Annotated in this window: 23 protein-coding genes; 10 read left to right on the top strand and 13 right to left on the bottom strand. The window is 63.7% G+C overall.

Going from position 1 to position 26,446, the window contains the following annotated elements; all coding sequences use genetic code 11:
* Nucleotides 1-19: 19 nt before the first annotated feature.
* Together ACPRTJ_RS15195 and ACPRTJ_RS15190 are read right to left on the bottom strand one after the other, a co-directional pair.
* Entirely contained in the window at nucleotides 20-1,369 is a 1,350-nt protein-coding gene (locus ACPRTJ_RS15195) for a tryptophan--tRNA ligase (RefSeq protein ID WP_286901260.1), read from the bottom strand.
* 24 nt (nucleotides 1,370-1,393) lie between these two features.
* The gene (locus ACPRTJ_RS15190; RefSeq protein ID WP_054914842.1) at nucleotides 1,394-2,029 is read right to left on the bottom strand and encodes an alpha/beta hydrolase; all 636 of its coding nucleotides are present in this window, start codon (nucleotides 2,027-2,029) and stop codon (nucleotides 1,394-1,396) included.
* A gap of 137 nt (nucleotides 2,030-2,166) precedes the next feature.
* Between ACPRTJ_RS15190 and ACPRTJ_RS15185 the strand changes: the two genes are divergently transcribed.
* The gene (locus ACPRTJ_RS15185; protein WP_043862040.1) at nucleotides 2,167-2,598 is read left to right on the top strand and encodes a YhcB family protein; all 432 of its coding nucleotides are present in this window, start codon (nucleotides 2,167-2,169) and stop codon (nucleotides 2,596-2,598) included.
* A gap of 129 nt (nucleotides 2,599-2,727) precedes the next feature.
* Here ACPRTJ_RS15185 and mdeB read toward each other — a convergent pair whose 3' ends face one another.
* Together mdeB and ACPRTJ_RS15175 are read right to left on the bottom strand one after the other, a co-directional pair.
* Nucleotides 2,728-5,409 (bottom strand): alpha-ketoglutarate dehydrogenase, encoded by a 2,682-nt coding sequence (mdeB, locus tag ACPRTJ_RS15180; protein WP_426427084.1) that lies wholly within the window; start codon nucleotides 5,407-5,409, stop codon nucleotides 2,728-2,730.
* Between the two features lie 25 nt (nucleotides 5,410-5,434).
* Nucleotides 5,435-6,631, bottom strand: coding sequence for a methionine gamma-lyase (locus ACPRTJ_RS15175; RefSeq protein WP_043861022.1), 1,197 nt, complete (start codon nucleotides 6,629-6,631; stop codon nucleotides 5,435-5,437).
* Between the two features lie 127 nt (nucleotides 6,632-6,758).
* On the opposite strand from ACPRTJ_RS15175, the gene ACPRTJ_RS15170 reads away from it, so the two are divergent.
* Nucleotides 6,759-7,238, top strand: a complete 480-nt coding sequence (locus ACPRTJ_RS15170; RefSeq protein WP_043861021.1) for an Lrp/AsnC family transcriptional regulator — start codon at nucleotides 6,759-6,761, stop codon at nucleotides 7,236-7,238.
* Between the two features lie 155 nt (nucleotides 7,239-7,393).
* Here ACPRTJ_RS15170 and cysN read toward each other — a convergent pair whose 3' ends face one another.
* The 3 genes from cysN to ACPRTJ_RS15155 form a co-directional block, all read right to left on the bottom strand.
* A complete protein-coding gene (gene cysN, locus ACPRTJ_RS15165; protein WP_123752848.1) occupies nucleotides 7,394-9,295 on the bottom strand; it encodes a sulfate adenylyltransferase subunit CysN in 1,902 nt (633 codons plus the stop codon).
* Between the two features lie 14 nt (nucleotides 9,296-9,309).
* On the bottom strand, nucleotides 9,310-10,227 hold the full coding sequence (gene cysD, locus ACPRTJ_RS15160; RefSeq protein WP_058540870.1) for a sulfate adenylyltransferase subunit CysD: 918 nt from the start codon (nucleotides 10,225-10,227) through the stop codon (nucleotides 9,310-9,312).
* Nucleotides 10,228-10,363: 136 nt separating this feature from the next.
* The gene (locus ACPRTJ_RS15155) at nucleotides 10,364-11,122 is read right to left on the bottom strand and encodes a Nif3-like dinuclear metal center hexameric protein (RefSeq protein ID WP_043861018.1); all 759 of its coding nucleotides are present in this window, start codon (nucleotides 11,120-11,122) and stop codon (nucleotides 10,364-10,366) included.
* A 240-nt stretch (nucleotides 11,123-11,362) separates the two neighbouring features.
* On the opposite strand from ACPRTJ_RS15155, the gene algW reads away from it, so the two are divergent.
* The 5 genes from algW (at nucleotide 11,363) to ACPRTJ_RS15130 (ending at nucleotide 16,739) form a co-directional block, all read left to right on the top strand.
* Nucleotides 11,363-12,520 (top strand): Do family serine endopeptidase AlgW, encoded by a 1,158-nt coding sequence (gene algW / locus ACPRTJ_RS15150; protein ID WP_043861017.1) that lies wholly within the window; start codon nucleotides 11,363-11,365, stop codon nucleotides 12,518-12,520.
* 149 nt (nucleotides 12,521-12,669) lie between these two features.
* A complete protein-coding gene (locus ACPRTJ_RS15145) occupies nucleotides 12,670-13,329 on the top strand; it encodes an alpha/beta hydrolase (RefSeq protein ID WP_426427083.1) in 660 nt (219 codons plus the stop codon).
* Between the two features lie 102 nt (nucleotides 13,330-13,431).
* Nucleotides 13,432-14,898, top strand: a complete 1,467-nt coding sequence (rhlB, locus tag ACPRTJ_RS15140) for an ATP-dependent RNA helicase RhlB (RefSeq protein ID WP_254996645.1) — start codon at nucleotides 13,432-13,434, stop codon at nucleotides 14,896-14,898.
* Between the two features lie 196 nt (nucleotides 14,899-15,094).
* The gene (locus ACPRTJ_RS15135; RefSeq protein ID WP_426427082.1) at nucleotides 15,095-16,039 is read left to right on the top strand and encodes an ornithine cyclodeaminase family protein; all 945 of its coding nucleotides are present in this window, start codon (nucleotides 15,095-15,097) and stop codon (nucleotides 16,037-16,039) included.
* Between the two features lie 73 nt (nucleotides 16,040-16,112).
* Nucleotides 16,113-16,739 carry a helix-turn-helix transcriptional regulator gene (locus ACPRTJ_RS15130; protein ID WP_054914846.1) on the top strand — a complete coding sequence of 209 codons (627 nt, stop codon included), beginning with the start codon at nucleotides 16,113-16,115 and terminating at the stop codon, nucleotides 16,737-16,739.
* Nucleotides 16,740-16,767: 28 nt separating this feature from the next.
* Here the strand turns inward: ACPRTJ_RS15130 and ACPRTJ_RS15125 are convergent, their stop codons facing one another.
* The 6 genes from ACPRTJ_RS15125 to ACPRTJ_RS15100 all read right to left on the bottom strand — a co-directional run bounded on the left by ACPRTJ_RS15125 (nucleotide 16,768) and on the right by ACPRTJ_RS15100 (nucleotide 21,836).
* Nucleotides 16,768-17,547, bottom strand: a complete 780-nt coding sequence (locus ACPRTJ_RS15125) for an ABC transporter substrate-binding protein (protein ID WP_426427081.1) — start codon at nucleotides 17,545-17,547, stop codon at nucleotides 16,768-16,770.
* Between the two features lie 177 nt (nucleotides 17,548-17,724).
* Complete coding sequence (gene moaE / locus ACPRTJ_RS15120; protein WP_123752851.1) at nucleotides 17,725-18,171, bottom strand: molybdopterin synthase catalytic subunit MoaE; 447 nt, start codon at nucleotides 18,169-18,171, stop codon at nucleotides 17,725-17,727.
* Between the two features lies 1 nt (nucleotide 18,172).
* Complete coding sequence (locus ACPRTJ_RS15115) at nucleotides 18,173-18,418, bottom strand: MoaD/ThiS family protein (protein ID WP_123752852.1); 246 nt, start codon at nucleotides 18,416-18,418, stop codon at nucleotides 18,173-18,175.
* Nucleotides 18,415-18,888, bottom strand: coding sequence for a cyclic pyranopterin monophosphate synthase MoaC (gene moaC, locus ACPRTJ_RS15110; protein WP_058540865.1), 474 nt, complete (start codon nucleotides 18,886-18,888; stop codon nucleotides 18,415-18,417). Before moaC ends, ACPRTJ_RS15115 begins: the two co-directional genes overlap by 4 nt.
* Nucleotides 18,889-18,985: 97 nt before the next feature.
* The gene (locus ACPRTJ_RS15105) at nucleotides 18,986-20,380 is read right to left on the bottom strand and encodes a PhoH family protein (protein ID WP_043861009.1); all 1,395 of its coding nucleotides are present in this window, start codon (nucleotides 20,378-20,380) and stop codon (nucleotides 18,986-18,988) included.
* A gap of 337 nt (nucleotides 20,381-20,717) precedes the next feature.
* Entirely contained in the window at nucleotides 20,718-21,836 is a 1,119-nt protein-coding gene (locus ACPRTJ_RS15100; RefSeq protein ID WP_415377621.1) for a polysaccharide deacetylase family protein, read from the bottom strand.
* A gap of 132 nt (nucleotides 21,837-21,968) precedes the next feature.
* On the opposite strand from ACPRTJ_RS15100, the gene yaaA reads away from it, so the two are divergent.
* From yaaA to alg8, 3 genes are all read left to right on the top strand, one after another.
* Complete coding sequence (gene yaaA / locus ACPRTJ_RS15095) at nucleotides 21,969-22,748, top strand: peroxide stress protein YaaA (protein ID WP_043861008.1); 780 nt, start codon at nucleotides 21,969-21,971, stop codon at nucleotides 22,746-22,748.
* A 795-nt stretch (nucleotides 22,749-23,543) separates the two neighbouring features.
* On the top strand, nucleotides 23,544-24,860 hold the full coding sequence (locus ACPRTJ_RS15090; RefSeq protein ID WP_043861007.1) for a nucleotide sugar dehydrogenase: 1,317 nt from the start codon (nucleotides 23,544-23,546) through the stop codon (nucleotides 24,858-24,860).
* Between the two features lie 62 nt (nucleotides 24,861-24,922).
* Nucleotides 24,923-26,413, top strand: a complete 1,491-nt coding sequence (gene alg8 / locus ACPRTJ_RS15085) for a mannuronan synthase (protein WP_426427080.1) — start codon at nucleotides 24,923-24,925, stop codon at nucleotides 26,411-26,413.
* Nucleotides 26,414-26,446: the final 33 nt, after the last annotated feature.

Raw genomic sequence — 26,446 nt, 5'->3', positions numbered from 1 at the left:
TCAGACTTGCGATTGACGGTCAGTCCTGCTGGGGCTGCAAGGCAGCGCGCAGGCTCTCGATGGCGGCATCGCGCGCCGTGGCATCGGCGAACTGCGGGCCGTCGGCCACGCACTCGCCTTCCAGCCACAGGCTGAAGCCCAGGCCTTCGTCACGTACATCCAGCGGCTGGCCCAGTTGCAACTGCTTGCTCACCGCACCGGCCGCCTTGCCGTCGGCAAAGCTGCGCGACAGCAGCAACTGCTCGCCGTCGGCTGCCAGCAGACGGAAGCGGAAGCTGCCGTCCTCTTCACGGAAGCTCACGAAGCGTGCCGCCTTGACCGCCTTCTTCCTGGTTTCACCGCTGACCTGAACCGTGCTGCGGAACGAGCGCAGGCCCACTGCTTCGCGCAGTTGCTCAAGAAACGGCGTGGCGATCTTGCGGGCCTTCTGCGCGCCGGCCAGAAGAATATCCTCCAGGTCCGCCGGGCGGGAAATCAGCTGGTGGTAATGCTCGCGCGGCGCGCTCAACTGGCCGTCGACCAGCTGGAACAGGCGCTGCTTGGCTTCGCCCCAACCCAGCCCCTGCAGCAGCTCGCTGCGGAAGGCTTCGGCTTGCTCGGCGGTGGCAAAGGCCTGGAACAGGGTGAACAGGTGCGAGTTGTCCGGGTCCTTGGCCTCGCCCGGCGCGCGCGAGTCGGTGACGATGCGCGAGATCGCGTCCTTCATCTCCTTGGCACTGGTGAACAGCGGGATGGTGTTGTCGTAGCTCTTGGACATCTTGCGACCGTCCAGGCCCGGCAAGGTGGCCACGCTTTCCTCGATCAGCGCCTCGGGCATGGCGAAGAAGTCCTTGCCCTGGCCGAACAGGTGGTTGAAGCGCTGCCCGATATCACGGGCCATTTCCACGTGCTGGATCTGGTCGCGCCCCACCGGCACCTTGTTGGCATTGAACATCAGGATGTCCGCCGCCATCAGCACCGGATAGCTGTACAGGCCCATGCTCACGCCCGCATCCGGGTCTTCGCCGCTTTCCAGGTTCTTGTCCACCGAGGCCTTGTAGGCATGCGCGCGATTGAGCAGGCCCTTGGCCGCCACGCAGGTCAGCAGCCAGGTCAGCTCGGGGATCTCGGGAATGTCGGACTGGCGGTAGAAGGTCACGCGTTCCGGGTCCAGGCCGCCGGCCAGCCAGGTGGCGGCGATTTCCAGACGCGAGCGCTGGATGCGCTGCGGGTCATCGCACTTGATCAGCGCATGGTAGTCGGCCAGGAAGTAGAACGAGTCGACGCCCGGCTGCTGGCTGGCGAGGACCGCCGGGCGGATGGCACCGGCATAGTTGCCAAGGTGCGGCGTGCCCGTGGTGGTGATACCGGTAAGGATACGAGTGGTCATGGGTAATCGCTTATCAGGCTTGTATCAGTTCGAAAGGCGTGGCAGCACCAGATCCTTGAGGTCGGTCAGCTTGCCGTGAAAAAAGTGACCGCATTCTGCCACTTTCAGCAGCTCATGGGGGCGCGCCAGTGCATCGGACCAGGCGTAGACGATCTGCGGATCGATCACCTCGTCGGTTTCGGGCTGGATCACGCTCAAGGCACCTGCCTGCGGCAGGCCGTCGGTACCGCCAAGGCGCATCACTGCCGGGGCTACCATGAACAGGTGCTTGAGCGTGACGCCCTGGGCTTCGAGCCGGCCGCCGAGGCTGGCCGCGACGAAGCCGCCGAAGGAGAAGCCCATCAGCGTCAAAGGTAATTCGGGATGTTTTTCGCGCAGCCAGGCTGCAGCGGCCTGTGCATCGTCGACTTCGCCGCTGCCCATGTCATGGCTGCCAGCGCTCTGGCCTACACCGCGGTAGTTGAAGCGCAGGGTGATGTAGCCGGCATCGCGTGCGGTGCGCTGCAGCATCGACACCACCTTGTTGGTCATGGTGCCGCCCTGCACGGGGTTGGGGTGGCACAGCAGGACGATGCCGCGAGGGTCTGCCACGTCCAGGTACAGGGCTTCCAGCTGGCCAACCGGGCCATCGATGAATACGGGGGTTTCGCGGATAAGCAAGGGTGAACTCCGTGACCTCTGGAGGGGTCGACTCGTCTAGCTGATGATTCTGTCTGAGATATTTGCGATCGCTCGCGGTATACAGCGCAGGTCCGAGCCGTTAACGTAAAGCAAAGCCGTTTATAGAGGAAGGACTCGTGGAACTCTCGCTCTTAGTTTGGTTGTTGCCGACCCTGGCCCTGGTAGTGGGTGTAGTCGTTGGTTTCCTGGTCGCCCGCCTCTTGCCCAATGCCGCCCCGAGCAGCACCCAGCGGCAGCTGGACGATATCCAGGAACGTTTTGACAGTTATCAGAGTGAAGTGGTGACCCATTTCAACAGCACCGCGGCGCTGGTCAAGAAGCTGACCCAGAGCTACCAGGAAGTGCAGGACCACCTGGCCGAAGGCGCCAACCGTCTGGCCCTGGACGAACAGACCCGTCAGCGCCTGCTGGCCGCACTGCACTCCGAAGCGCAGGGCCCGCGTGACCGTCTGACCCCGCCCAAGGACACCGAAGTGCCACGCGACTACGCGCCCAAGGCACCGAACACCCCGGGCATGCTGGATGAGCATTACGGGCTCAAGCGCTGATCGCAGCGGCCCCGTCACTGGCATGGCGCGCTCCTGCTGGAGCCGGCCTTGCCGGCGAATGCCACACCCAACCATCCGATACAAAGAAAAAAGGGGCCGATCACCGGCCCCTTTTTTCATCCCCTCACATCAACGATACCAGGGGCCCGCCGCATCCAGCGCCGGATACCTGGCCCGTGCCTGCGCCATCACATCGACCTCCAGCAGCCCGTCATCCACCAGCGCCTGCAAGCTGGCCAGCACCACACTGAAGCGGTCCACCTCGAAGAACTGGCGCAACCGCTGGCGCGTATCGCTGCGCCCGAAGCCGTCGGTGCCCAGCGTCACGTACGGCGCCGGCACGTACTCGGCAATCAATTGCGGCCAGGCACGTACATAGTCAGTTGCGGCAATCACCGGCGTATCTCCCACCAGGCATTGCGCCAGATGGCTGCTGCCACCCAGCCCCAGACGCTGCCCGCGCTGCACATCCCGTGCATCACGCGCCAGTTCGCTGAAGCTGGTCACACTGAACACCTCGCTGGCGATGCCCCAGCCCGCCGCCAGCAGCTCGCTCGCGGCGATCACCTCGCGCAGGATCGCCCCGGAGCCCAGCAGGCGAACCCGCCCCAGGGCATGCTCCACCGGCTGTTCGGCAAACCGGTACATCCCGCGCAACACTGCCGCATGTGCCTCAGGTGGCAGGGAGGGGTGTGGATAACTTTCATTCATCACCGCCACATAGTGAAACTCGTCGCACTGCTCCACCAGCATGCGCCGCGCCGCGTGTTCCAGAATCACCGCCAGTTCGCCGGCAAAGCACGGCTCCCAGGCGCGGCAGTTGGGCACCATGGCCGCCATCACCAGGCTCGAGCCATCCTGGTGCTGCAAGCCTTCGCCGCCCAGGGTGGTGCGCCCTGCCGTAGCCCCCAGCAGCAGGCCCCGTGCACGCTGGTCGGCCGCCGCCCATATCAGGTCGCCGACCCGCTGGAAGCCGAACATCGAGTAATAGATGTACACCGGCAACATCGGCTCGCCATGCACCGCATAGGAGGTGGCCGCCGCTACCCAGGACGACAGGGCCCCGGCCTCGGTGATGCCCTCCTCCAGCAACTGACCATCGCGCGACTCCCTGTAGGAGAGCAGCGAACTGGCATCTTCGGGTTCGTAGCGCTGCCCATGGGGCGAGTAGATGCCGATCTGCCGGAACAGGCTGGCCATGCCGAAGGTGCGCGCTTCATCGGCGACGATCGGCACCACCCGCGGCCCCAGCTCCGGGGCCTTGAGCCAGGCACCGAGCATGCGCACCGCAGCCATGGTGGTGGACATCTCCTTGCCCTCGGCGTGCATTGCAAAACCGCCCATCACCTCCAGCGCCGGTACCGGCAGCGTGCGCGCCTGGGGCCGCCGCGACGGCAGGCTGCCGCCCAGGGCATTGCGCCGCTCGCGCAGGTAGCGCATCTCCCGGCTGTTTTCGTCCGGCCGGTAGAACTGCAACTGCTCAACCTGCGCATCGCTCAAGGGCAAGTGGAAGCGGTCACGGAAGGCCAGCAGCGCCTGCACGTCGAGCTTCTTGGCCTGGTGCGCGGTCATGCGCGACTCGCCGGCCGCACTCATGCCGTAGCCCTTCTTGGTCTTGGCCAGGATCACCGTCGGCCGGCCCTTGCACGCCTTGGCGGCGGCAAAGGCGGCATACAGCTTGCGAAAATCATGGCCACCGCGCTTGAGCGCGTTGATCTCGGCCGAGCTCATGTGCTCGACCAGGCGCTGCAAGGCCGGGTGCTGGTTGAAGAAGTGTTCCAGGTTGTAGGCGCCGTCATTGGCCCCCAAGGTCTGGAACTGGCCGTCGGGGGTTGCCGCCAGCTGGCGCAGCAGCACGTGCTCGCTGTCGCGGGCAAACAGCGCATCCCATTCCGAGCCCCACAACACCTTGATCACGTTCCAGCCGGCGCCGCTGAACAGCGACTCCAGCTCCTGGATGATCTGGCCATTGCCACGCACCGGACCATCCAGGCGCTGCAGGTTGCAGTTGACGATGAAGGTCAGGTTGTCGAGTTGCTCACGGGCCGCCAGCGTCAGCCCGGCGATGGATTCGGGCTCGTCCATCTCGCCATCGCCGAACACGCCCCACACATGGCGCTGCGCGGTATCAGCCAGGCCGCGGTGCTGCAGGTAGCGCATGAAGCGCGCCTGGTACACGGCGTTGAGCGGGCCGATGCCCATCGACCCGGTGGGAAACTGCCAGAAGTCGGGCATCAGCCACGGGTGCGGGTAGGAGCACAGGCCATCGCCTGCGACCTCCTGCCGATAGCTGGCCAGCTGAGCCTCGCTCAGGCGCCCTTCAAGAAAGGCCCGGGCATAGATGCCGGGCGCCGAGTGCGGCTGGAAGAACACCAGGTCGGCCGTGCGCTGCTCGCCGCCCTCCTCGCCGCGAAAAAAATGCTGAAACCCCACCTCGAAGATCTCTGCGGCCGAAGCGTAACTGGCGATGTGACCGCCCAGGTCACCGTAAGCATGGTTGGCACGCACCACCATCGCCAGGGCATTCCAGCGCAGGATGCTGGTGATGCGCTCGTCCAGTTCCAGGTCGCCCGGGTAGGCGCCCTGATGTTCGAGCGACAGGGTGTTGCGGTACGCCGAGTACGGCTGGGCACCACGCTCCAGGCCCAGTTCGCGGGCATGCGCCTCCAACTGTTCGAGCAGAAACCGCGCGCGGGCTGGGCCGCAGTGCGCCAGGGTCGACTCCAGCGCCTCCAGCCACTCTGCAGTTTCGCCAGGGTCGCTGTCACCGGGCACGCCGTCGCCAGGCACAAGGTTCATCATTGCCACCATTGCATTGACCTCATCCGTGACGGGTTCAGGCACTCGCCTTGAGTGCCTGTTGCACATCGGCCAGCAGGTCGTCGATGTCTTCCAGCCCCACCGACAACCGCACCAGCCCCTCGGAGATGCCGTAATGCGCACGCTCCTCTGGGGTATAGCTGGAATGAGTCATGCTTGCCGGGTGCTGCGCCAGCGACTCGGCATCGCCCAGGCTCACCGCCCGGCTGAACAGTTGCAGGGCGTTCATGAACCGCCGCCCGGCACCGATGCCGCCCTTGAGTTCGAAGGCGATCATGCCGCCCGGCTGGCTCATCTGCTGGCGGGCCAGGGTGTACTGCGGGAAGCTCGCCAGGCCCGGGTAATGGATCAGCTCTACCTGCGGCTGCCCGGCGAGGAACTCGGCCAGCACCTGAGCGTTGGCGCAGTGGCGGTCCATGCGCAGGTTGAGGGTCTTGATGCCGCGCATCAGCAGTGCGGCGTCATGGGGCGAGAGCACCGCACCGGTCATGTCCTTGAGGCCCTGCAGACGTATACGGTCCACCAGTGCCTGGCTGCCCACCACAATGCCAGCAGTGATGTCGCCATGGCCGCTCAGGTACTTGGTGGCCGAATGCACCACCAGGTCGGCGCCCAGCTCCAGTGGCCGTTGCAGGTACGGCGTGCAGTAGGTGTTGTCGACCACCACGGTCGCGCCGTGCTTGCGTGCAATCTTCGCCACGCCGGCGATATCGGCCATGTGCATGTTGGGGTTGGCCGGCGACTCGAAATAGATCACCCGGGTGGCCGGCGTCATGGCCGCCTCCAATGCCTGCAGGTCGGCCATGTCCACATGACGCAGCTTGACCCCGAACTCGCCGATGCCGTGGTGCAAGAAGGCAAAGGTGCAGCCGTACAGGGTGTTGCCCAGCAGCACCTCGTCACCGGGGCGCAGCAGCGTCCATAGCGTGGACGTGATCGCCCCCATGCCCGAGGCCAGCGCCAGCCCGGCCTCGCCGCCTTCCAGCGAGGCCATGCGTGCTTCCAGCAGGTTGAGGGTGGGGTTGGAGATGCGGCTGTAGAAATGCCCGGCCTGCTCGCCGGCAAAGCACGCAGCGCCGTATTCCACGGTGGGGAAGGTGAACGTCGCGGTCTGGTAGACCGGTGGCACCAGTGCGCCGCCGTGGTCCTGTGGGTCGTAGCCATGGTGAATGGCGCGGGTGGCAAATCCTGGGAGCTTGTTGGAGCCGTGCATGGCAACCGCCTCTTGTGGTTTGTTATAAGCTTATTCCACAGACCGGCTTAAATTTTTCCAAATACGCCTACGAAAAGCGCCGCTCACTGACATAAAAACAACAAGAACAGGCTATGGAGGGCAAGACATGCCTAGCGCCATCGACCGTACCGACCGCGCACTGCTGGCCGCGCTGCAAGACAACGCCCGACTGACCGTGGCCGAGCTCGCCGACAGCGTCGCCCTGACCACCTCGCCGTGCTGGCGGCGGGTCAAGCTGCTGGAGGAGTCGGGCTACATCACCGGCTATCAGGCCATCCTGTCACCCAAGGCACTGGGCTTCGGAGTGACCGCCTTCGTCAGCATCATGATGGATTCGCACAGCAAGGAGATGGCCCGGGCATTCGAGCAGCGGCTGATGGATATCCCCGAAATCGTGGCGTGTCACAACATCTCCGGGCGCTATGACTTCCTGCTGGAGATTCTGGCGCGGGATCTGGAGTCGTTCGGCGAGTTCACCCGCGAGGTACTGCAGCGGCTGCCGGGGGTGAAGGAGATCTATTCGAGCTTCTCGTTCAAGGCGGTGAAGGAGAAGCGGGTGATTCCGGTGGCACAGAAGCATATTTGAAGCGGCGTGTCCGCTGGGCACTTCCCCGGCAAGGCCTGCTCCTGCATGGCCTTGCGCTCACCGTAGGAGCCGGCCTTGCCGGCGAAGCGGCCAGCCGCCACAAAAAAGCCCGCGATGGCCTTCACCATCGCGGGCTTTTCATTCAGCAGCAGCGCTTAGATCGCGCCACGCTTGCGCAGCAGTTCCAGTACCTGCTTGACGCCCTCTTCCACGCCAACGCTCTGGGTGTCGATCACCAGGTCCGCATCCTGCGGCACGTCATATGGGAAGCTCTCGCCCGGGATGTTGTCGCCACCGGCCGCGTACAGCCCCTGCGGATCACGCTCACGGCACGCCAACGGCGAAGCCTGGACGTAAACGGTCAGCAAGCGCTCCTTGCCGATCAGCGCCTTGGCCTGTTCACGGCCTTCGGCATCCGGTGCCACGAACGCGGCCAGGGTCAGCAAGCCCGCTTCGTTGAACTGACGCGCCACATGCGCAGCACGACGCCAGTTCTCGGTACGCCCGGCACGGTCCTGCGGCAGGCCTTTGTTCAGGTCATGGCGCAGGTTCTGCCCATCGAGCACGTACACCGCACGGCCCATGTCGAACAGCTTGCGCTCAACGGCATACGCCAGGGTGCTCTTGCCCGCGCCCGACAGGCCGCTGAACAGCACGGTGGCCGGCTGCTGGCCGAAGCGCAAGGCACGCTCCTCGGTGGTCACGTGGGCCTGCCTGCCATGCTGGCCGGTGCTGCCGTGAGGCAGTACCGGTGGCGCGATGATCATGCCCGCGCCCACGGTGCCGTTGGTCAGGCGGTCGATGATGATGAACGCGCCGGTGGTGCGGTTGCTGTCGTAGCCGTCCAGCGCGATCGGAGCATCCAGGCTCACCTTGACCTTGCCGATCTCGTTGAGCTGCAACGCACTCGCAGCGCCCTGTTCCAGGGTGTTCACATCGACCTTGTGGGCGATGCTGGCAATCGAGCCCGGCACGTAGCTGGTGGCGCGCTTGATGTCGTATTTCTTGCCCGGCAGCATCGGCTCTTCGGCCATCCACACCAGCATGGCGTCGAACTGGTCGGTCACCGGCGGGACGTTGTCGGCATGCACCAGCAGGTCGCCACGGGAGATGTCGATCTCGTCTTCCATGGTCAGGGTCACGGCCTGGCCCGGGCCGGCCTGCTCCAGCTCACCTTCGTAGGTGACGATGGACTTCACGCGGCTGCTCTTGCCCGACGGCAGCACCACGATTTCGTCGCCCTTGTGTACCACGCCGCTGGCCAGGGTGCCGGCAAAGCCACGGAAGTTCAGGTTGGGACGGTTGACGTACTGCACCGGAAAACGCAGGTCGGTGAAGTTGCGGTCGGCCGCCACTTCCACGGTTTCGAGGATTTCCATCAGCGCAGGGCCGGTGTACCACGGCGAACGCTCGCTGCGGTTGACCACGTTGTCGCCCTTGAGCGCCGACATCGGCACGAAGTGCAGGCTGCTGGGGGTCATGTTGATGGCTTCGGCAAACTTCAGGTAGTCGGCCTTGATGCCTTCGAACACGTCCTGGTCGAAGCCCTTGAGGTCCATCTTGTTCACGGCCACGACGATGTGCTTGATGCCCAGCAGCGAAGCGATGTAGCTGTGCCGGCGGGTCTGGGTCTGCACGCCGTAGCGCGCATCCACCAGGATGATCGCCAGGTCGCAGGTGGACGCACCGGTGGCCATGTTGCGGGTGTACTGCTCGTGGCCCGGGGTGTCGGCGATGATGAACTTGCGCTTGGCCGTGGAGAAATAGCGGTAGGCCACATCGATGGTGATGCCCTGCTCGCGCTCGGCCTGCAGGCCGTCGACCAGCAATGCCAGGTCGATGTCGTCACCGGTGGTGCCGACTTTCTTCGAATCGCGGGTAATGGCTTCCAGATGGTCTTCGTAGATCATCTTGGAGTCGTGCAGCAGGCGCCCGATCAGGGTGCTCTTGCCGTCGTCGACGTTACCACAGGTCAAGAAGCGCAGCAGTTCCTTGCGTTCGTGCTGGGCCAGGTAGGCGAGGATGTCCTCGCTGATCAATTCGGATTGGTGCGACATGGTCTGACCCTAACTTAGAAATAGCCCTGACGTTTCTTGTCTTCCATGGAACCTGCGCCATCGTGGTCGATGACGCGGCCCTGGCGCTCGGAAGTGCGCGTCAGGAGCATTTCCTGAATGATGTCGGTCAGGCTCTCGGCCTCCGACTCCACCGCGCCCGTCAACGGGTAGCAGCCAAGGGTACGGAAACGCACTTTCTTCTTGACGATGCGAGCCTTCTCTTCATCCGAGAGGTGCTCCAGGATGCGCTCGTCATCGATCATGATCAGGGTGCCGTTCTTCTCGATCACTTCGCGCTCGGCTGCAAAGTACAGCGGCACGATCGGGATGCCTTCGAGGTAGATGTACTGCCAGATATCCAGCTCGGTCCAGTTCGACAGCGGGAACACGCGAATCGACTCGCCCTTGTTGACCTTGCCGTTGTACACGTTCCACAGCTCTGGGCGCTGGTTCTTCGGGTCCCAGCGGTGCTTGCTGTCACGGAACGAGTACACGCGCTCCTTGGCCCGCGACTTCTCTTCGTCGCGGCGCGCGCCACCGAAGGCGGCGTCGAAGCCGTGCTTGTCGAGCGCCTGCTTGAGGCCCTCGGTCTTCATGATGTCGGTGTGCTTGGCACTGCCGTGGGTGAACGGATTGATGCCCTGGGCAACGCCATCGGGGTTGACGTGGGTGATCAGCTCCAGGCCCATTTCCTCGACCATCTTGTCGCGGAAGCTGTACATCTCCTGGAATTTCCACTGGGTGTCGACGTGCATCACCGGAAACGGCAGCTTGCCCGGGAAGAAGGCCTTGCGTGCCAGGTGCAGCATCACGGCCGAATCCTTGCCGATCGAGTACAGCATCACCGGGTTGTCGAACTCGGCGGCCACCTCACGAATGATGTGGATGCTCTCCGCCTCCAACTGTTTCAAATGCGTCAGCTTGTCGACCATGGCTACTCACGGAAAATCAATCTTATGGACGGCCAGCGGGCCGTGTTCGAGCGGGCCACTTTATCACAGCACCCGATTCTATTTAGGCAGGCTACTAGAACGAAACAGTATAAGAATATGCCTTGGCGTTTTAGCCTCAGATCGGGTTCGGGCAGTCGATGAACAGGTGTTCCAGAGCGAATCGACGTGCTAGGTAATCGCCCAGCGCCTGCACCCCGTAACGCTCGGTGGCGTGGTGGCCGGCGGCGATGAAGCTGATGCCGTTCTCGCGAGCACTGTGGAAAGTCTGTTCCGACGCCTCGCCGCTCAAGTACAGGTCGACCCCTGCGGCAATCGCCTGGTCGATGTAGCCCTGGCCGCCGCCGGTGCACCAGCCCACCCGGCGAATGACCTCGTCGCCTTCGATCAGCAGCGGCTCGCGGCCCATCACGTCGCTGACCTTGCGCGCGAAATCCCGCGCCGACATCGGTTCGGCCAGCGAGCCCACCAGCCCCACCACCCGTGGGTTGGCCGGGTCCAGCGGGCCCTCGACGGTGATGTCCAGCTGGCGCGCCAGCTGCACGTTGTTGCCCACCTCGGGGTGCAGGTCCAGCGGCAGGTGGTAGGCCAGCAGGCTCAGGTCGTGTTTGAGCAGGGTCTTGAGGCGGCGCTGCTTCATGCCGGTGATGCAGGGGTTCTCACCCTTCCAGAAGTAGCCGTGGTGCACCAGCACCAGGTCGGCGCCCGCCTCGACCGCAGCGTCCAGCAATGCCTGGCTGGCGGTGACGCCGGTGACGATGCGCGACACTTGCGGGTTGCCCTCGACCTGCAGGCCGTTGGGGCAGTAGTCCTGGATTTTTGCGCTGCCAAGGTAGCGATCGGCTTCCTCGACCAGGGTGCTCAGGGCAACAGCCATGCAAAGACTCCTCAATTCAGCAGTTCAGCGTGGCACAAGGCCTCGTATAATGGCCGCCATTATGAGCCGTCGACCGTTTTTGGGGAAACCGACGGCAACTGCCCGGGGGCGCGGCGCCATGACCGTCATGGCTCGACGTGATTTAGCAGTTCCTGCACGGGCCTTGCCGCAGTATGATCGCGCGCGTTCATCTACTCCCCACTGCGGCATCGGCTCTGGCCACCTCCCAGGATCCATCTCATGTTCAAGGCTCTGCGTTACTTTGCCTGGCCACTGGTCACCGGCGTACTGATCGCCCTGCTGGTCATCCAGCAATTTCCCCAATGGGTCGGCCTGCCCAGCCAGGACGTCAACCTGCAGCAGGCGCCGCAGACCACGCGGCTGATGCAGGGCCCCGTGTCGTATGCCGATGCGGTGAGCAATGCGGCCCCCGCAGTGGCCAACCTGTACACCACCAAGGTGGTCAACAAGACCGCGCACCCGCTGTTCGAAGACCCACAGTTCCGCCGCTTCTTCGGTGACAACCTGCCCAAGCAGCGGCGCTGGGAATCGAGCCTGGGCTCGGCGGTGATCATGAGCCCGGAGGGCTACCTGCTGACCAACAACCACGTGACTTCCGGCGCCGACCAGATCGTGGTGGCGCTCAAGGACGGCCGCGAGACCCTGGCACGGGTGATCGGCAGCGACCCGGAAACCGACCTGGCCGTGCTCAAGATCGACCTCAAGAACCTGCCCTCGATCACCATCGGGCGCTCGGACAACATCCACATCGGTGATGTGGCGCTGGCCATCGGCAACCCGTTCGGCGTCGGCCAGACCGTGACCATGGGCATCATCAGCGCCACCGGGCGCAACCAGCTGGGCCTGAACAACTACGAAGACTTCATCCAGACCGACGCGGCCATCAACCCGGGCAACTCCGGTGGCGCGCTGGTGGATGCCAATGGCAACCTGACCGGCATCAACACCGCGATCTTCTCCAAGTCCGGCGGCTCGCAGGGCATCGGCTTCGCCATCCCCACCAAGCTGGCGCTGGAGGTGATGAAGTCGATCATCGAGCATGGCCAGGTGATTCGCGGCTGGCTGGGCATCGAGGTGCAACCGCTGAGCCAGGAGCTGGCCGAGTCGTTCGGCATGCAGGGCCGGCCAGGCATCGTGGTGGCGGGCATCTTCCGCGACGGGCCGGCGCAGAAGGCCGGCCTGCAGCTGGGTGACGTGATTCTGAGCATCAACGGCGAACCGGCCGGCGATGGCCGGCGCTCGATGAACCAGGTGGCGCGGATCAAGCCCAACGACAAGGTGGCCATCGAAGTGGTGCGCAACGGCAAGCCGCTGAAGCTGATCGCCGAGATCGGCCTGCGTCCACCGCCTGCACCCGCGCCCAAGGAAGAGGACTGACCGCGCCGGCCTGACGCCGCATCGGCGCAGCACTGCGTGCGGCGGGTGATTGGCACAACCGACTGTTCTGTGACAGCCTTGCACGCAACGCCAGCGATGCCTTTTTTCAAGCACGCACCCCGGCCTGCGTGCACTTTTTCGGAGCAGTCATGACCAATCCCCTGATTCTCGAACCCCAGAAAACCGCCGACGCCTGTGTCATCTGGCTGCATGGCCTGGGCGCCGACCGCTACGACTTCATGCCGGTGGCCGAAGCCCTGCAGGAAGTACTGCTGAGCACGCGCTTCGTGATGCCGCAGGCACCCACCCAGCCGGTCACCATCAACAATGGCTACGCCATGCCCAGCTGGTACGACATCAAGGCGCTGACGCCGGGTGCACGCGCCATCGACGAAGCGCAACTCGACGCCTCGGCACAGGCGGTCATCGACCTTATCAAGCAGGAACAGGCCAAGGGCGTCGCCCTGTCGCGCATCATCCTGGCCGGCTTCTCCCAGGGCGGTGCAGTGGTTCTGCACACCGCCTATGTAAAGTGGCAGGAGACGCTGGGCGGGGTAATGGCCCTTTCCACCTACGCCCCGAGCTTCACCGACAGCACCGTGCTCAGCGCCAGCCAGCAGCGCATTCCCGCGCTGTGCCTGCACGGCGTGTACGACCCGGTGGTCATCCCGTCCATGGGGCGTGCCGCCTTCGAGTACCTGAACAGCTGGGGCGTCACCGTGCAGTGGAAGGAATACCCGATGGAACACGCCGTGCTGCCCGAGGAAATCCAGGACATCGGCGCCTGGCTGATCGAGCGTCTGCGCTAAAAAACGCCTTGTCTGTAGTTGTCGGAGCAATCCACTACGCCGCGCCCGAATCTTGCATTACACTGGCCGGCGTACATTCCTTAACCAATTGATGAGATGACCGTGCTCAAAGCACTCAAGAAGATGTTCGGAAAGAGCGAGGTTGAGCAACTCGCCACCGAAAGCGTTGCTACCGTGCAGCCGCCCGCAGCACCCAAGGCCCCGGCTCCCGCCGCGCCGCTCAAGGCTCAGACCGAAGCCGCCGCGCCAGCGCGCGCCGAAAAGCCGGCGGAAAAACCCCTGGAGCAACCGGCGAGCAAACCGGCCGAGGCCAAGCCGCGCCGCGAGCGCAAGCCAAAACCCCAGGCCAGCACCTGGAAACTGGAAGACTTTGTGGTGGAACCGCAAGAGGGCAAGACCCGCTTCCACGACTTCAAGCTCTCGCCCGAGCTGATGCATGCCATCCACGACCTGGGTTTCCCGTACTGCACGCCGATCCAGGCCGAAGTACTGGGCTTCACCCTGCGTGGCAAGGATGCGATCGGCCGGGCCCAGACCGGCACCGGCAAGACCGCCGCGTTCCTGATCTCGATCATCAGCCAGCTGCAACAGACCCCGCCGCCCAAAGAGCGCTACATGGGCGAGCCGCGGGCGCTGATCATCGCCCCTACCCGCGAACTGGTGGTGCAGATCGCCAAGGACGCCGCCGAGCTGACCAAGTACACCGGCCTGAACGTGATGACGTTCGTCGGTGGCATGGACTTCGACAAGCAGCTCAAGGCCCTTGAGGCACGCCACTGCGACATCCTGGTGGCCACCCCGGGTCGCCTGCTGGACTTCAACCAGCGCGGCGAAGCGCACCTGGACATGGTCGAGGTGCTGGTGCTGGACGAAGCCGACCGCATGCTCGACATGGGCTTCATCCCGCAGGTTCGCCAGATCATCCGCCAGACCCCGCCCAAGAGCGAGCGCCAGACGCTGCTGTTCTCGGCCACCTTCACCGAAGACGTGATGAACCTGGCGCAACAGTGGACCACCGACCCGGCCATCGTCGAGATCGAGCCGGAGAACGTTGCCAGCGAAACCGTCGAGCAGCATGTGTATGCGGTAGCCGGTGCCGACAAGTACAAGCTGCTGTACAACCTGGTGACCGAGAACAAGTGGGAGCGGGTCATCGTGTTCGCCAACCGCAAGGACGAGGTGCGCCGTATCGAAGAGCGCCTGGTGCGTGACGGCGTGAATGCCGCGCAATTGTCGGGCGATGTGCCGCAGCACAAGCGCATCAAGACCCTGGAGAATTTCCGCGAAGGCCGGGTCACCGTGCTGGTGGCCACCGATGTGGCCGGTCGCGGGATCCACATCGACGGCATCAGCCACGTGATCAACTTCACCCTGCCCGAAGACCCGGACGACTACGTGCACCGTATCGGCCGTACCGGCCGTGCGGGTACCAGTGGCGTGTCGATCAGCTTCGCCGGTGAGGACGATTCGTACCAGTTGCCGGGTATCGAGGCATTGCTGGGGCGCAAGATCAGTTGCGAGACCCCGCCGACCGAGCTGCTCAAGCCGGTGGCGCGCAAGCATCACTGAGTCGATTGATGGACAGAAAACGCAGCCCTCGCCGGCTGCGTTTTTTTTTGCGCTGACCGGGCTGGCTCATCGCGGGTCAAGCCCGCTCCCACAGCGACCACAGTAATGATTGCGGGGGCGGGCTCGACCCGCGATAGGGTTGGCGCAATTAAACTATTTGTCCATAATAGACAAAATAGTTCAAATGGAGCGCCGCATGTCTACCCCACGCGTGATCGACCAGCCCCTGGCCCGCCAACTGCTCGCGCAGGTGGACGTGCCGCAGATCCTGCGCAAGCTGTTCCGTGACCTGGCCGCCGGCCAGGCCGTGCAGCCGCCGCAACAGCTGGTGGAGTTCCCGGCCGGCAGGGGCGACTTCATCAACTACGGCGGGGTGCTCGCCGAAGACCGCGTCTACGGCGTCAAGACCTCGCCCTACATCGTGCGCGAAGGCGCGCCGCTGATCACCGCCTGGACATTGCTGATGTCCATGGACAGCGGCCAGCCACTGCTATTGTGCGACGCCGGCGAACTGACCACCGCACGCACCGCTGCCACCACCGCCGTCGCGGTCGACGCCCTGGCCCCCACCAGCGCCAGGCGCCTGACCGTGATCGGCAGCGGCCCCATCGCCCAGGCCCACCTGCACTATGTGCGCGGCGTGCGCGACTGGCAGGACATCCGCCTGCACTCGCCAGGCCTCAAGGATAAAAGCGCCGAGCAGCGCGAAGCCCTCGGTGCACTCGACCCGCGCCTGAGCCTGGTGGACGACCTGCAATCAGCACTGCACGACGCCGACGTGATCATGCTGTGCACCTCGTCGGCAAAGCCTGTGATCGACCCGCGCCAGCTGAGCAAGCCGGCCCTGATCACCTCGATCAGCACCAACGCGGTACGCGCCCACGAAGTGCCGCCCGAGTGCCTGACCGACATGGACGTGTACTGCGACTACCGCCTGACCACACCCGGCTCGGCCGGCGAGATGCGCATCGCCAGCGAGCAGCACGGCTGGCAGGCCGACGCCATCATCGGCGACCTGGCCCAGTTGCTCAGCGAGCACGCGCCGCGCCCGACCTACCAGCGCCATGCCTTCTTCCGCTCCATCGGCCTGGGCCTGGAAGACATCGCCCTGGCCAACGCCCTGTACCGCCTGCACGGGTGACGCCCGCCCGCGTTTGCGGCACACTCCCAGCGCCCTTTGCCTAGGGCGCTGACACCGCCTGGAGCCCGCCTGCATGCCGATACCGCCCCACGACCCCGCCCTGAGCAACTTTCGCGCGATTGCCGACGCCATCGCCACGCTGTTCTTCCCCCACGCCGAGGTGGTGCTGCACGACCTGCGCAGCCAGAAGATCGACTACATCGCCAATAACCTGTCCAAGCGCGAGATCGGCGACGATGCGGCCCTGGAAGACATGTTCGAGGCAGGTACCGACGAAACCAACATCGGCCCCTACGAAAAGCTCAATTGGGACGGGCAGAAGATCCGCTCGCTCAGCACCGTGCTGCGCGACGCCCAGGGCAAGCCGCAGGCCGTGCTGTGCATCAACCTGAACATCTCGATGTTCGAAAACGCCAAGGCGGCGCTGGACCTGTTTCTCTCGCCCACCCGGCTGATCGCCCAGCCCGACGCGCTGTTTCGCGATGACTGGCAGGAGCGCATCAACACGTTTCTCAACAGCTGGCTGCGCGAGCGCCAGCTGGCACTGAGCAACCTGAATCGCGACCACAAGCGCGAACTGGTGCTGGCTCTGCACGCCGAGGGTGCGTTTCGCGGCAAGAGCGCCGCCAACTACGTGGCCAACGTGCTGAACATGGGCCGGGCCACGGTGTACAAGCACCTCAAGGAGCTCAAGGCCTGAACGAACTCAGGCCTCGGGCAGGCGACGGTCAGTCGCCGTAGATGTCGGACTTGAAGTACTTGGCCTGGATCTTCTGGTACTCGCCATTGGCGCGAATGGCGTCGATGGCCGCGTTCAGCTGGGCGACCAGTTCGGTGTTGCCCTTGCGCACCGCGATCCCGGCGCCCTCACCCACGTACTTGGGGTCTTTCAGCTCTGGCCCGACAAACCCGTAACCCTGGCCCTTGGGCGTCTCCAGGAAGCCCTGTTCAAGCGGGATGGTGTCAGCGAACACACCGTCCAGGCGACCGGCCACCAGGTCCATGAAGATTTCCTCGTTGCTGGTGTAGCGCACGATCTCGATGCCCTTGGGCACCAGTTCCGCAGTCACATAGCGGTCGGTGGTGGTCGCGCGCTGCACGCCGATGCGCTTGCCCTTGAGGTTGGCGAAGTCGTCATCGACCTGGCTGCCGACCTTCATGGCCACGCGTGCGGAGGTGAAGTAGTACTTGTGGGTGAAGTCCACCGACTTCTTGCGGTCTTCGGTGATGGTGATCGACGACAGGGCGGCGTCGATCTTCTTGACCTTGAGCGACGGGATCAGGCCGTCGTATTCCTGTTCGGTCCACTGGCACTTGACCTGCATCTGCGCGCACAGGGCGTTGCCGATGTCGTAGTCGAAGCCACTGATAGCGCCGTCGGCGGTCTTGAACGCGAACGGTGGGTAGGCAGCTTCGATACCGATGCGCAGGGTCTTTTCAGCGGCGAACGACGGGGCGGCGGCAAACAGGCTCAACGCCAGCGCAGCCAACAGGGATGGGGTTTTCATCAGCGGTCTCTCTCGCTCGTTGTTGGGGTGTGTTGCAAGACAGAGGAAAAAGCGGCGGGCACAAGGCAGCCTGGAACTATTTTGTACTTATAATTCCATACTGGACTTTTGTGTATTAATTTTCAACCGATTCGCGGCACCGCACCGTTGCAGGAGCCAGCCTTGCCGGCGGGGCGTCTACCAACGCCCCGCAGCGTCCGCATCACTCTGGCGCCCCTCGACCCAGCGCGGCCCCTCGCCGGTCTGCTCCTTCTTCCAGAACGGCGCGCGGGTCTTGAGATAGTCCATCACGAAGTCGCACGCCTGGAACGCCGCCTGCCGGTGCGCACTGGCTACCCCCACGAACACGATCGGCTCACCCGGCTGCAATGCGCCGATACGGTGCAGCACTTCGACCTTGAGCAACGGCCAGCGCTGCTCGGCCTCCAGCACGATCTTGGCCAGGGCCTTTTCGGTCATGCCCGGGTAATGCTCCAGGAACATCCCCGCCACCTCGCGACCGTCGTTGAAGTCGCGCACATAGCCGACAAACGACACCACCGCGCCCACCCCGACGTTGGCCGCGTGCATCGCATTGGTCTCGGCGCCGGGGTCGAACGCGGCGGCCTGCACTCGAACGCCCACCTCAGCCCCCGGTCACGGGCGGAAAGAACGCTACTTCGTCGCCGTCGGCCACCGGCTCCTCGAGCCTGCACAACTCCTGGTTGCGCGCGCACATCAGGTTCTGCTCGCCCAGCATCGCGTACCCCTCCCCGCGTGCCAGCAGGGCCTTGCGCACATCGTCGACGCTGTCGAACAGCCCGTCGAGGCGTTCGCCGTCGCTGTCCAGCGCCTCGCGATACCGCGCGAAATACACCACGTCGATGTTCATGGCGCCTCCACCTGGTAGTGCCCGCTCTTGCCGCCCAGTTTTTCCAGCACACGCACGCTGTGGATGGTCATGCCCCGGTCCACCGCCTTGCACATGTCGTAGATCGTCAGCGCCGCCACACTGGCGGCCGTCAGGGCCTCCATCTCGACGCCGGTCTGCCCGGCCAGCTTGCAGCGCGCCACGATATGCACCGTGTCGTCGCCTTCGCCAGTCAGCTCGAGCTTGACGCTGGTGAGCATCAACGGGTGGCACAGCGGGATCAGATCGCTGGTCTTCTTTGCCGCCTGGATGCCGGCAATGCGCGCCACGGCAAACACGTCGCCCTTGGGGTGGCCGCCAGCCACGATCATCTGCAAGGTTTGCGGGAGCATGCGCACCCGCGCTTCGGCCACCGCCTCGCGCGATGTGACGGCTTTGTCGGTGACGTCGACCATGTTGGCCCGACCTTGGGAATCGAGATGAGTCAGCACAGGGTTACTCCTGATCAGGAGCACCGATTGTAAACCCAGGGGTCAACATTAGGCAGCGGAAAAAACCGGGCGGCGCAAGGCCGCCCGGTGGCAGGGGTTACAGGTGGGATTCGGCGTATTCGGCCAGGACCGAACGCGGCACGCCCTGCAGGGTGATGTGCACGCCGTTGGGGAAGTCCTTGAAGCGCTCGGTCAGGTAGGTCAGGCCCGAGCTGGTGGCGGACAGGTAAGGGGTGTCGATCTGCGCCAGGTTGCCCAGGCAGATCACCTTGGACCCGGCCCCGGCACGGGTGATGATGGTCTTCATCTGGTGCGGGGTGAGGTTCTGGCATTCGTCGATCAGGATCAGGCTCTGCTGGAAGCTGCGACCGCGAATGTAGTTGAGCGACTTGAACTGCAACGGCACGCGCTCGAGGATGTACTCGACGCTGCCATGGGTGTTTTCGTCGTCCATGTGCAAGGCTTCGAGGTTGTCGGTGATCGCCCCCAGCCAGGGCTCCATTTTTTCCGCTTCGGTGCCCGGCAGGAAGCCGATTTCCTGGTCCAGCCCCTGCACGCTGCGGGTGGCGATGATGCGCCGATAGCGCTTGCTGACCATCGTCTGCTCGATGGCTGCGGCCAGTGCCAGGATGGTCTTGCCCGAACCTGCGGCACCGGTGAGGTTGACCAGGTGGATGTCGGGGTCGAGCAGGGCGAACAGCGCCAGGCCCTGATGGATGTCACGCGGTTTCAGGCCCCAGGCTTCCTGGTGCAGCAGTGGCTCCTGATGCAGGTCGAGCAGCAGCAACTCGCTGTCACGGATGCCCTTGACCCAGCCGACGAAGCCCTGCTCGTCGATGATGAACTCGTTGATGTGAACCGCCGGCAGGTTGTCGGCCAGCTGCACGCGGTGCCAGGTGCGCCCGCGCTCCTGGCGGGTCTCGACCTTGTTGACGCGGTCCCAGAACGAGCCGCTGACCGAATGGTAGCCCTTGGGCAGCAACGAAACGTCGTCGACCAGCTGATCGGTACTGTAGTCCTCGGCGGCGATACCGCAGGCGCGGGCCTTGAGGCGCATGTTGATGTCTTTGGTCACCAGCACCACGTCCAGTTCCTTGCGCCGGCTACGCAGCTCGAGCAACTGGTTGATGATGATGTTGTCGTTGAGGTGTTCTGGCAGCAGCCGGTTGGGTTCGGCGCGTGGGGTCATCAGGATCGACAGGAAGCCCTTGGGGCCGCTCTTGCCGCGCTGGATCGGTACGCCCTGCTCGACATCCTCGGGCGTGGCATCGCCCAGGGTCTGGTCGATCAGACGAATGGCCTGGCGGCATTCGGCGGCGATCGTGTGTTTGCCGGTCTTGAGTTTGTCGAGCTCCTCGAGCACGGTCATCGGCAGCGCGACGTGGTGTTCCTCGAAATTCAGCAAGGCGTTCGGATCGTGAATCAGAACATTGGTATCGAGCACGTAAAGGATTGGCTGGTTGGAAGAAACGTTACGTCCTTGATCATCCATACTCGGTCACCTTTGTAGGGGCCAGACGACGCAATACCTGGGCGGTGCTGCGCCGCGAAGTGACCGCCGGTCTCCCCCTGGCCGCGTCGTTACGGTAGGGAAGCTGCGAACAAAGGAGGGGCCATTAGTACGCCACCTGTGCTGCAGGGTTCGGCGGTCTGACTTCTTGATACCGCAAAACCCGTGACGATAAAAAGCGTTTTTACGTTTTTTTGAAGTTTATTTTTCGTTGTGCGGTCAAGCCCTTGGCGTGAGCCGCAAGCACCACTACAGTTAATGATCAAACCCCGATGAACGCCTGGCGATTTTTTCCGCCGGGTGCCGCCGCGCCCAGCGATTACGGGGTTTCGGCGAATTCCCGGCAGTCGCCCCAGCCAATCCCGCTCTGGGCCGTGTGCTGCAGCAACCAGTCGATCGCCGCCTGGGCCCTGGGCTGGCCGTCATGAAACTGGATCACCCCGCGACGCCACAGCAGCATCAGGCTCAGCACCCGCTGCGCCGACTGCTCGGCATTCAACCCGGCCTGGTCCTGGGCGTCGATATCCCACAACATCACCTGCAGCTGCTGGCCGGCGAAAAACGCCGCACTGTCGGCGCGGCGCTGCCCGTAGGGCGGGCGAAACAGCGGCACGAATGCCTCGGGCAGGCTGCTCTGCACCAGTGCCCGGCTGGAGACCACCGAGTCCTGCCAGCCGGTCCACTGCGCATGCGAGCTGTACTGCCAGCCCTGCAGCCCCACGCACTGCCCGGCATACAGTTGTTGCAGCGCCGCGGCCGAGGTCTGGTCGCGGCGCGCCTGCAGGTTCTTGCCCACCACGAAGAACAGCCCGCCAAGCTTCTGCCGGCGCAGGTAGTCGGTCAGCGCCTCGGTAGCCGGCCCCGGACCGCCATCGAAGCTGAGCACGAACAGCCGGTCGTTGAGTGCCTGGCCATCGCGCTCCTGGTCGGAAAACCGCTCCACCTCGCTGGAGGTCTGGGTAAACAGCGCCGCCTTGCGCAATTGCTCGTTCAGGTAGTACTCGTGAAAACGCCGGCTTGGCTGCGCCCAACCGGCGTAGAACGAATCGTCTGCAACACTGAACTTGCCCGCCTGCTGGCGCAGGTCCGGCAGGCTGTCGATGGCGTAGCAGAACGAGGCGTCCTGCTCGCAGCTCTGCTGGGCCAGGTCATAGTTGCGCCACAGCCGCTGCCACAGGCGCTGACGCAAGGCATTCAGCGTCACCAGGTTGACCTGGCGAAGGTTCAGGCGCTCGGCCAGCTGCGCCTCGCTCAGGGCCTCGCTGTCATACAGCACGCGGGCAAAGCTGAGGATTTCGGCACGCGAGGCCACATCGAACAGGGCCGGGCTGTCGAGTTGTTCGGGCCACACGCTGCGGTCGAACCGGGCCAGCTCGACCGGGGCAGCGTGCACCAGCGTGCTCAGCAGGCCGGCCAGTAAAAGAAGGGCTATGCGCACGATCACACTCTCCATTTTCTCGCCGCGCACTATAGCGCCAAGCGCCGCCAGGGTCTTGGCTATTGGCGCGATAGCTGGAGATCGGCGCCCCCCGCCCGTAGAATCGACGCCACGATTCAAGGAGCCGACCTCATGCTGACGGTGATCTCACCCGCCAAGACCCTCGATTACGACACCCCGCCCGTTACCCAGCGGCACACCCTGCCGCAATACCTGGACGACTCCCAGGAACTGATCCTGCAACTGCGCGAACTTTCGCCGCAGCAGATCAGCGACCTGATGCACCTCTCGGACAAGCTGGCCGGCCTCAATGCCGCGCGCTTCGGCAGCTGGACCCCGAACTTCACCCCGGCCAACGCCAAGCAGGCGCTGCTGGCGTTCAAGGGCGACGTGTACACCGGCCTGGATGCACAGAGCCTGAGCGAAGACGACTTCACCTATGCCCAGCAGCACCTGCGCATGCTGTCGGGGCTGTACGGCCTGCTGCGTCCGCTGGACCTGATGCAGCCCTACCGGCTGGAGATGGGCACCAAGCTGGCCAACGCCCGCGGCAAGGACCTCTACGCCTTCTGGGGCACGCGCATCAGCGAGTGGCTGAACCAGGCGCTGGCCGAGCAAGGCGACGACCTGCTGCTGAACCTGGCCAGCAACGAGTACTTCTCGGCGGTCAAGCGCAGCGCGTTGAAGGCGCGGGTGATCAACACCGAGTTTCGCGACTTCAAGAATGGCCAGTACAAGATCATCAGCTTCTATGCCAAGAAGGCGCGGGGCATGATGACCCGCTTCGTGACCCAGGAGCGCATCGACGACCCCGAGCGGCTCAAGCAGTTCGACGTGCAGGGCTACTACTACAGTGCCGAGCAGTCCAAACCGGACAACCTGGTGTTCCTGCGCGACCACCCGGCCGAGTAGAAAGCATCGCGGGTCCCCCGCTCCCACCGGGATCACCTGAATCCTTGCGGGCGCGGGCTTGACTCGCGATGGCGTCCTCACAGCCCGCCAGGCGCCAATCCCGTGGCGCCAAAAAACCACCCCCTCTAGCCATATCGCCAAACGTCATAAGACCGTTCGTAGTTTTCTGACGAAATATCCTGAAATTTTTTTTCATGCTGGCATAAAAACATCCCCCTCCAAGTTTGCCCTACAGACACGGGACGAAACTGCCGTGTGCTATCAAAGTGAAAGTATCGTCAACTGTTGAAATATTAAAAAATCCTTCACGGCGACTCGGGCGAACCTGGAACTTATCCCCTTGAGGCTCGCTCATACCACCGGTACGGATTATCTCGTGATGGATGTGAGAGATGACGTACATGACAAATGGACAGTATCAGGAAGTTTTGAAAGCACTTTTTTGTCCGCGCAATTGTTCGACAAGATTACGCGTCCAAGCCAGGAGAGAGCACCCTTAAAAATCGTCCTAGTGGTTGATTTCAAAGGATTTAATCCACTTGAAATAACAAGCACAGCAGTACGCGCAGTGGGTACTGCAATAAAGACGGATACCGTCCAGGGCTCACCCCCTAATGTAAATGGCCATTAGCCGCCAACTTGAGTGCCTTTTATTTTTCGCACTCCAATTTAATTTGCCTGCCGGCAGTTAGCGGTTTAACCGTGACACTTCCGTGCACCCTGAATTTACTGGTCAACCAACCCGGTCTGGCGCTTAGTTGTGCGCCGACATGATAAACACATGAGGTGAATGCGATGCGTATCAGCATCTTTGGTTTGGGTTATGTAGGTGCGGTCTGTGCGGGCTGCCTGTCCGCCCGGGGCCATGAAGTGATCGGCGTGGATGTATCGGCGACCAAGATCGACCTGATCAACCAGGGCAAATCCCCCATCGTGGAACCGGGCCTCGAAGCCCTGTTGCAACAAGGCATTGCCAACCAGCGCCTGCGGGGCACCACCGATTTTGCCCAGGCCATTCGCGACAGCGACGTGTCGATGATCTGCGTCGGTACGCCGAGCAAGAAGAACGGCGACCTGGGCCTGGAATACATCGAGTCGGTGTGCCGCGAAATCGGTCTGGTACTGCGCGACAAGAGCAGCCGCCACACCATCGTGGTGCGCAGCACCGTACTGCCGGGCACCGTCAAGAACGTGGTGATCCCGATTCTCGAAGACTGCTCGGGCAAGAAGGCCGGCGTCGACTTCGGCGTGGCGGTCAACCCCGAGTTCCTGCGCGAAAGCACCGCGATCAAGGACTACGACCAGCCGCCGATGACTGTCATCGGTGAACTCGACCGCGCCAGCGGCGACGTGCTGCAGGCCCTCTACGAAGAGCTCGACGCCCCGATCATCCGCAAGGACATCGAAGTGGCCGAGATGATCAAGTACACCTGCAACGTGTGGCACGCCACCAAGGTCACCTTCGCCAACGAGATCGGCAACATCGCCAAGGCCTGCGGCGTCGATGGCCGCGAAGTGATGGAAGTGGTGTGCCAGGACAAGGCCCTGAACCTGTCGCAGTACTACATGCGCCCAGGCTTCGCCTTCGGCGGCTCGTGCCTGCCCAAGGACGTGCGCGCCCTCACCTACCGCGCCGGCAGCCTGGACGTGAAGGCGCCGCTGCTCAACTCGCTGATGACCAGCAACGAGTCCCAGGTGCAGAACGCCTTCGACATCATCGAAAGCCACGACAAGCGCAAGGTTGCCCTGCTGGGCCTGAGCTTCAAGGCCGGCACCGACGACCTGCGCGAGAGCCCGCTGGTGGAACTGGCCGAACGCCTGATCGGCAAGGGCTACGAGCTCAACATCTACGACAGCAACGTCGAGTACGCCCGCGTGCACGGCGCCAACAAGGACTACATCGAGTCGAAGATCCCCCACGTCTCGTCCCTGCTCAACGCCGATTTCGAGCAGGTGATCAACCACGCCGACGTGATCGTGCTGGGTAACCGCGACGAGAAGTTCCGTGCGCTGGCGCAACAGGCCCCGGCCGGCAAGCAGGTCATCGACCTGGTCGGTTTCATGGGCAAGCCGACCTGCCCCACCAGCCGCACCGAAGGCATCTGCTGGTAACAGCAGCCACTGCACGGGGTCGCCCCAGCCCCGTGCAGTTCCTTCCCATTCATTCGCTACGGATGCACACCATGCAAAGGCTCAAGCACGGCCTGCTACAGGTCGCCGGATGGCTGTTCTACGTGAGCCTGCTCATGCTGATCGCCCTGGCCTTGCCCAAGACCGTTTTCGACCCCGACTCCAAGGACTTCATCTTCCTCATCGGCGCTGTCGGAATCTGGCGTTATTCCATGGGTGCCACGCACTTCGTGCGGGGCATGCTGTTCCTCTACATCGTCTACCCGATGCTGCGACGCAAGGTGCGCAAACTGGGCAGCGCGGCCGACCCGTCGCACGTGTACCTGATGGTCACCAGCTTTCGCATCGACGCCCTGACCACCGCGCAGGTGTACAGCTCGGTGATCCGCGAGGCAATCGACTGCGGCTACCCCACCACCGTGGTCTGCTCGCTGGTGGAAATGAGCGACGAACTGCTGGTGAAAAGCCTGTGGGCCAAGTTCAACCCGCCCGACCGCGTGGCCCTGGACTTCGTGCGCATCGCCGGCACCGGCAAGCGTGACGGCCTGGCCTACGGCTTTCGCGCCATCTCGCGCCACCTGCCCGACGAGAACGCGGTGGTCGCGGTGATCGACGGCGACACCGTGCTCGGCGAAGGCGTGGTGGCCAAGACCGTGCCCTGGTTCAAGCTCTACCCCAATGTCGGTGGCCTGACCACCAACGAATTCTGCGAAGTGCGCGGCGGCTACATCATGAGCGAGTGGCACAAGCTGCGCTTTGCCCAGCGCCACATCAACATGTGCTCGATGGCCCTGTCCAAGCGCGTGCTGACCATGACCGGGCGCATGTCGGTGTTCCGCGCCGCCGTGGTGACCAACCCCGAGTTCATCAAGGACGTCGAGAACGACTCGCTGCAGCACTGGCGCCTGGGCCGCTTCAAGTTCCTCACCGGCGACGACAAGTCCAGCTGGTTCAGCCTCATGCGCCTGGGCTACCACACGTTCTACGTGCCGGATGCGGCAATCAACACGGTCGAGCACCCGCCGGAAAAGAGCTTCATCAAGGCCAGCCGCAAGCTCATGTACCGCTGGTACGGCAACAACCTGCGCCAGAACTCCCGCGCCCTGGGCCTGGGCGTTCGCCGCCTCGGCCTGTTCACCAGCGTGGTGCTGTTCGACCAGCGCGTGTCGATGTGGACCAGCCTGCTCGGGCTCACCGTGGCGCTGATCGCCAGCCTCAAGTTCGGCCCTGCCTTCCTGCTGGTGTACCTGCTGTGGATCGGCATCACCCGCCTGATCCTGACCCTGATGCTGATGTGCTCGGGGCATGCCATCGGCCCGGCCTACCCGCTGATTCTCTATTACAACCAGATCGTCGGCGCAATCATGAAGATCTACGTGTTCTTCCGCCTCGACAAGCAGTCCTGGACCCGCCAGCCCACTGCGCTCAAACGCGACCTCGCGAGCTTTCAACAATGGTTCAACACCTGGTCTTCGCGGACCATGACCTTCTCGGCAGCCAGCATCTTCGTCGCTGTGCTGTTCATGGTCGTGTGAGCCGCCGCCCTACGGAATAAACAGGAACATATC

The organism is Pseudomonas palmensis (genome assembly GCF_049942755.1).
Classification (GTDB): Bacteria; Pseudomonadota; Gammaproteobacteria; order Pseudomonadales; family Pseudomonadaceae; genus Aquipseudomonas; species Aquipseudomonas palmensis.
Note: the sequence above shows the minus strand (reverse complement) of the source record. Positions and strands in the feature narration are given on the sequence as shown.

Excerpts from the sequence above, each read along its gene's own strand:
- ACPRTJ_RS15130 (WP_054914846.1), top strand. The coding sequence starts at position 16,113 with ATGCCGATACCGCCCCACGACCCCGCCCTGAGCAACTTTCGCGCGATT.
- ACPRTJ_RS15105 (WP_043861009.1), bottom strand. The coding sequence starts at position 20,380 with ATGGATGATCAAGGACGTAACGTTTCTTCCAACCAGCCAATCCTTTAC.
- alg8 (WP_426427080.1), top strand. The coding sequence starts at position 24,923 with ATGCACACCATGCAAAGGCTCAAGCACGGCCTGCTACAGGTCGCCGGA.
- ACPRTJ_RS15155 (WP_043861018.1), bottom strand. The coding sequence starts at position 11,122 with ATGGCTGTTGCCCTGAGCACCCTGGTCGAGGAAGCCGATCGCTACCTT.
- ACPRTJ_RS15135 (WP_426427082.1), top strand. The coding sequence starts at position 15,095 with ATGTCTACCCCACGCGTGATCGACCAGCCCCTGGCCCGCCAACTGCTC.
- cysD (WP_058540870.1), bottom strand. The coding sequence starts at position 10,227 with ATGGTCGACAAGCTGACGCATTTGAAACAGTTGGAGGCGGAGAGCATC.
- ACPRTJ_RS15090 (WP_043861007.1), top strand. The coding sequence starts at position 23,544 with ATGCGTATCAGCATCTTTGGTTTGGGTTATGTAGGTGCGGTCTGTGCG.
- ACPRTJ_RS15175 (WP_043861022.1), bottom strand. The coding sequence starts at position 6,631 with ATGCACGGCTCCAACAAGCTCCCAGGATTTGCCACCCGCGCCATTCAC.
- cysN (WP_123752848.1), bottom strand. The coding sequence starts at position 9,295 with ATGTCGCACCAATCCGAATTGATCAGCGAGGACATCCTCGCCTACCTG.
- yaaA (WP_043861008.1), top strand. The coding sequence starts at position 21,969 with ATGCTGACGGTGATCTCACCCGCCAAGACCCTCGATTACGACACCCCG.
- ACPRTJ_RS15195 (WP_286901260.1), bottom strand. The coding sequence starts at position 1,369 with ATGACCACTCGTATCCTTACCGGTATCACCACCACGGGCACGCCGCAC.
- ACPRTJ_RS15145 (WP_426427083.1), top strand. The coding sequence starts at position 12,670 with ATGACCAATCCCCTGATTCTCGAACCCCAGAAAACCGCCGACGCCTGT.
- ACPRTJ_RS15170 (WP_043861021.1), top strand. The coding sequence starts at position 6,759 with ATGCCTAGCGCCATCGACCGTACCGACCGCGCACTGCTGGCCGCGCTG.
- algW (WP_043861017.1), top strand. The coding sequence starts at position 11,363 with ATGTTCAAGGCTCTGCGTTACTTTGCCTGGCCACTGGTCACCGGCGTA.
- ACPRTJ_RS15115 (WP_123752852.1), bottom strand. The coding sequence starts at position 18,418 with ATGAACATCGACGTGGTGTATTTCGCGCGGTATCGCGAGGCGCTGGAC.
- ACPRTJ_RS15125 (WP_426427081.1), bottom strand. The coding sequence starts at position 17,547 with ATGAAAACCCCATCCCTGTTGGCTGCGCTGGCGTTGAGCCTGTTTGCC.
- mdeB (WP_426427084.1), bottom strand. The coding sequence starts at position 5,409 with ATGGTGGCAATGATGAACCTTGTGCCTGGCGACGGCGTGCCCGGTGAC.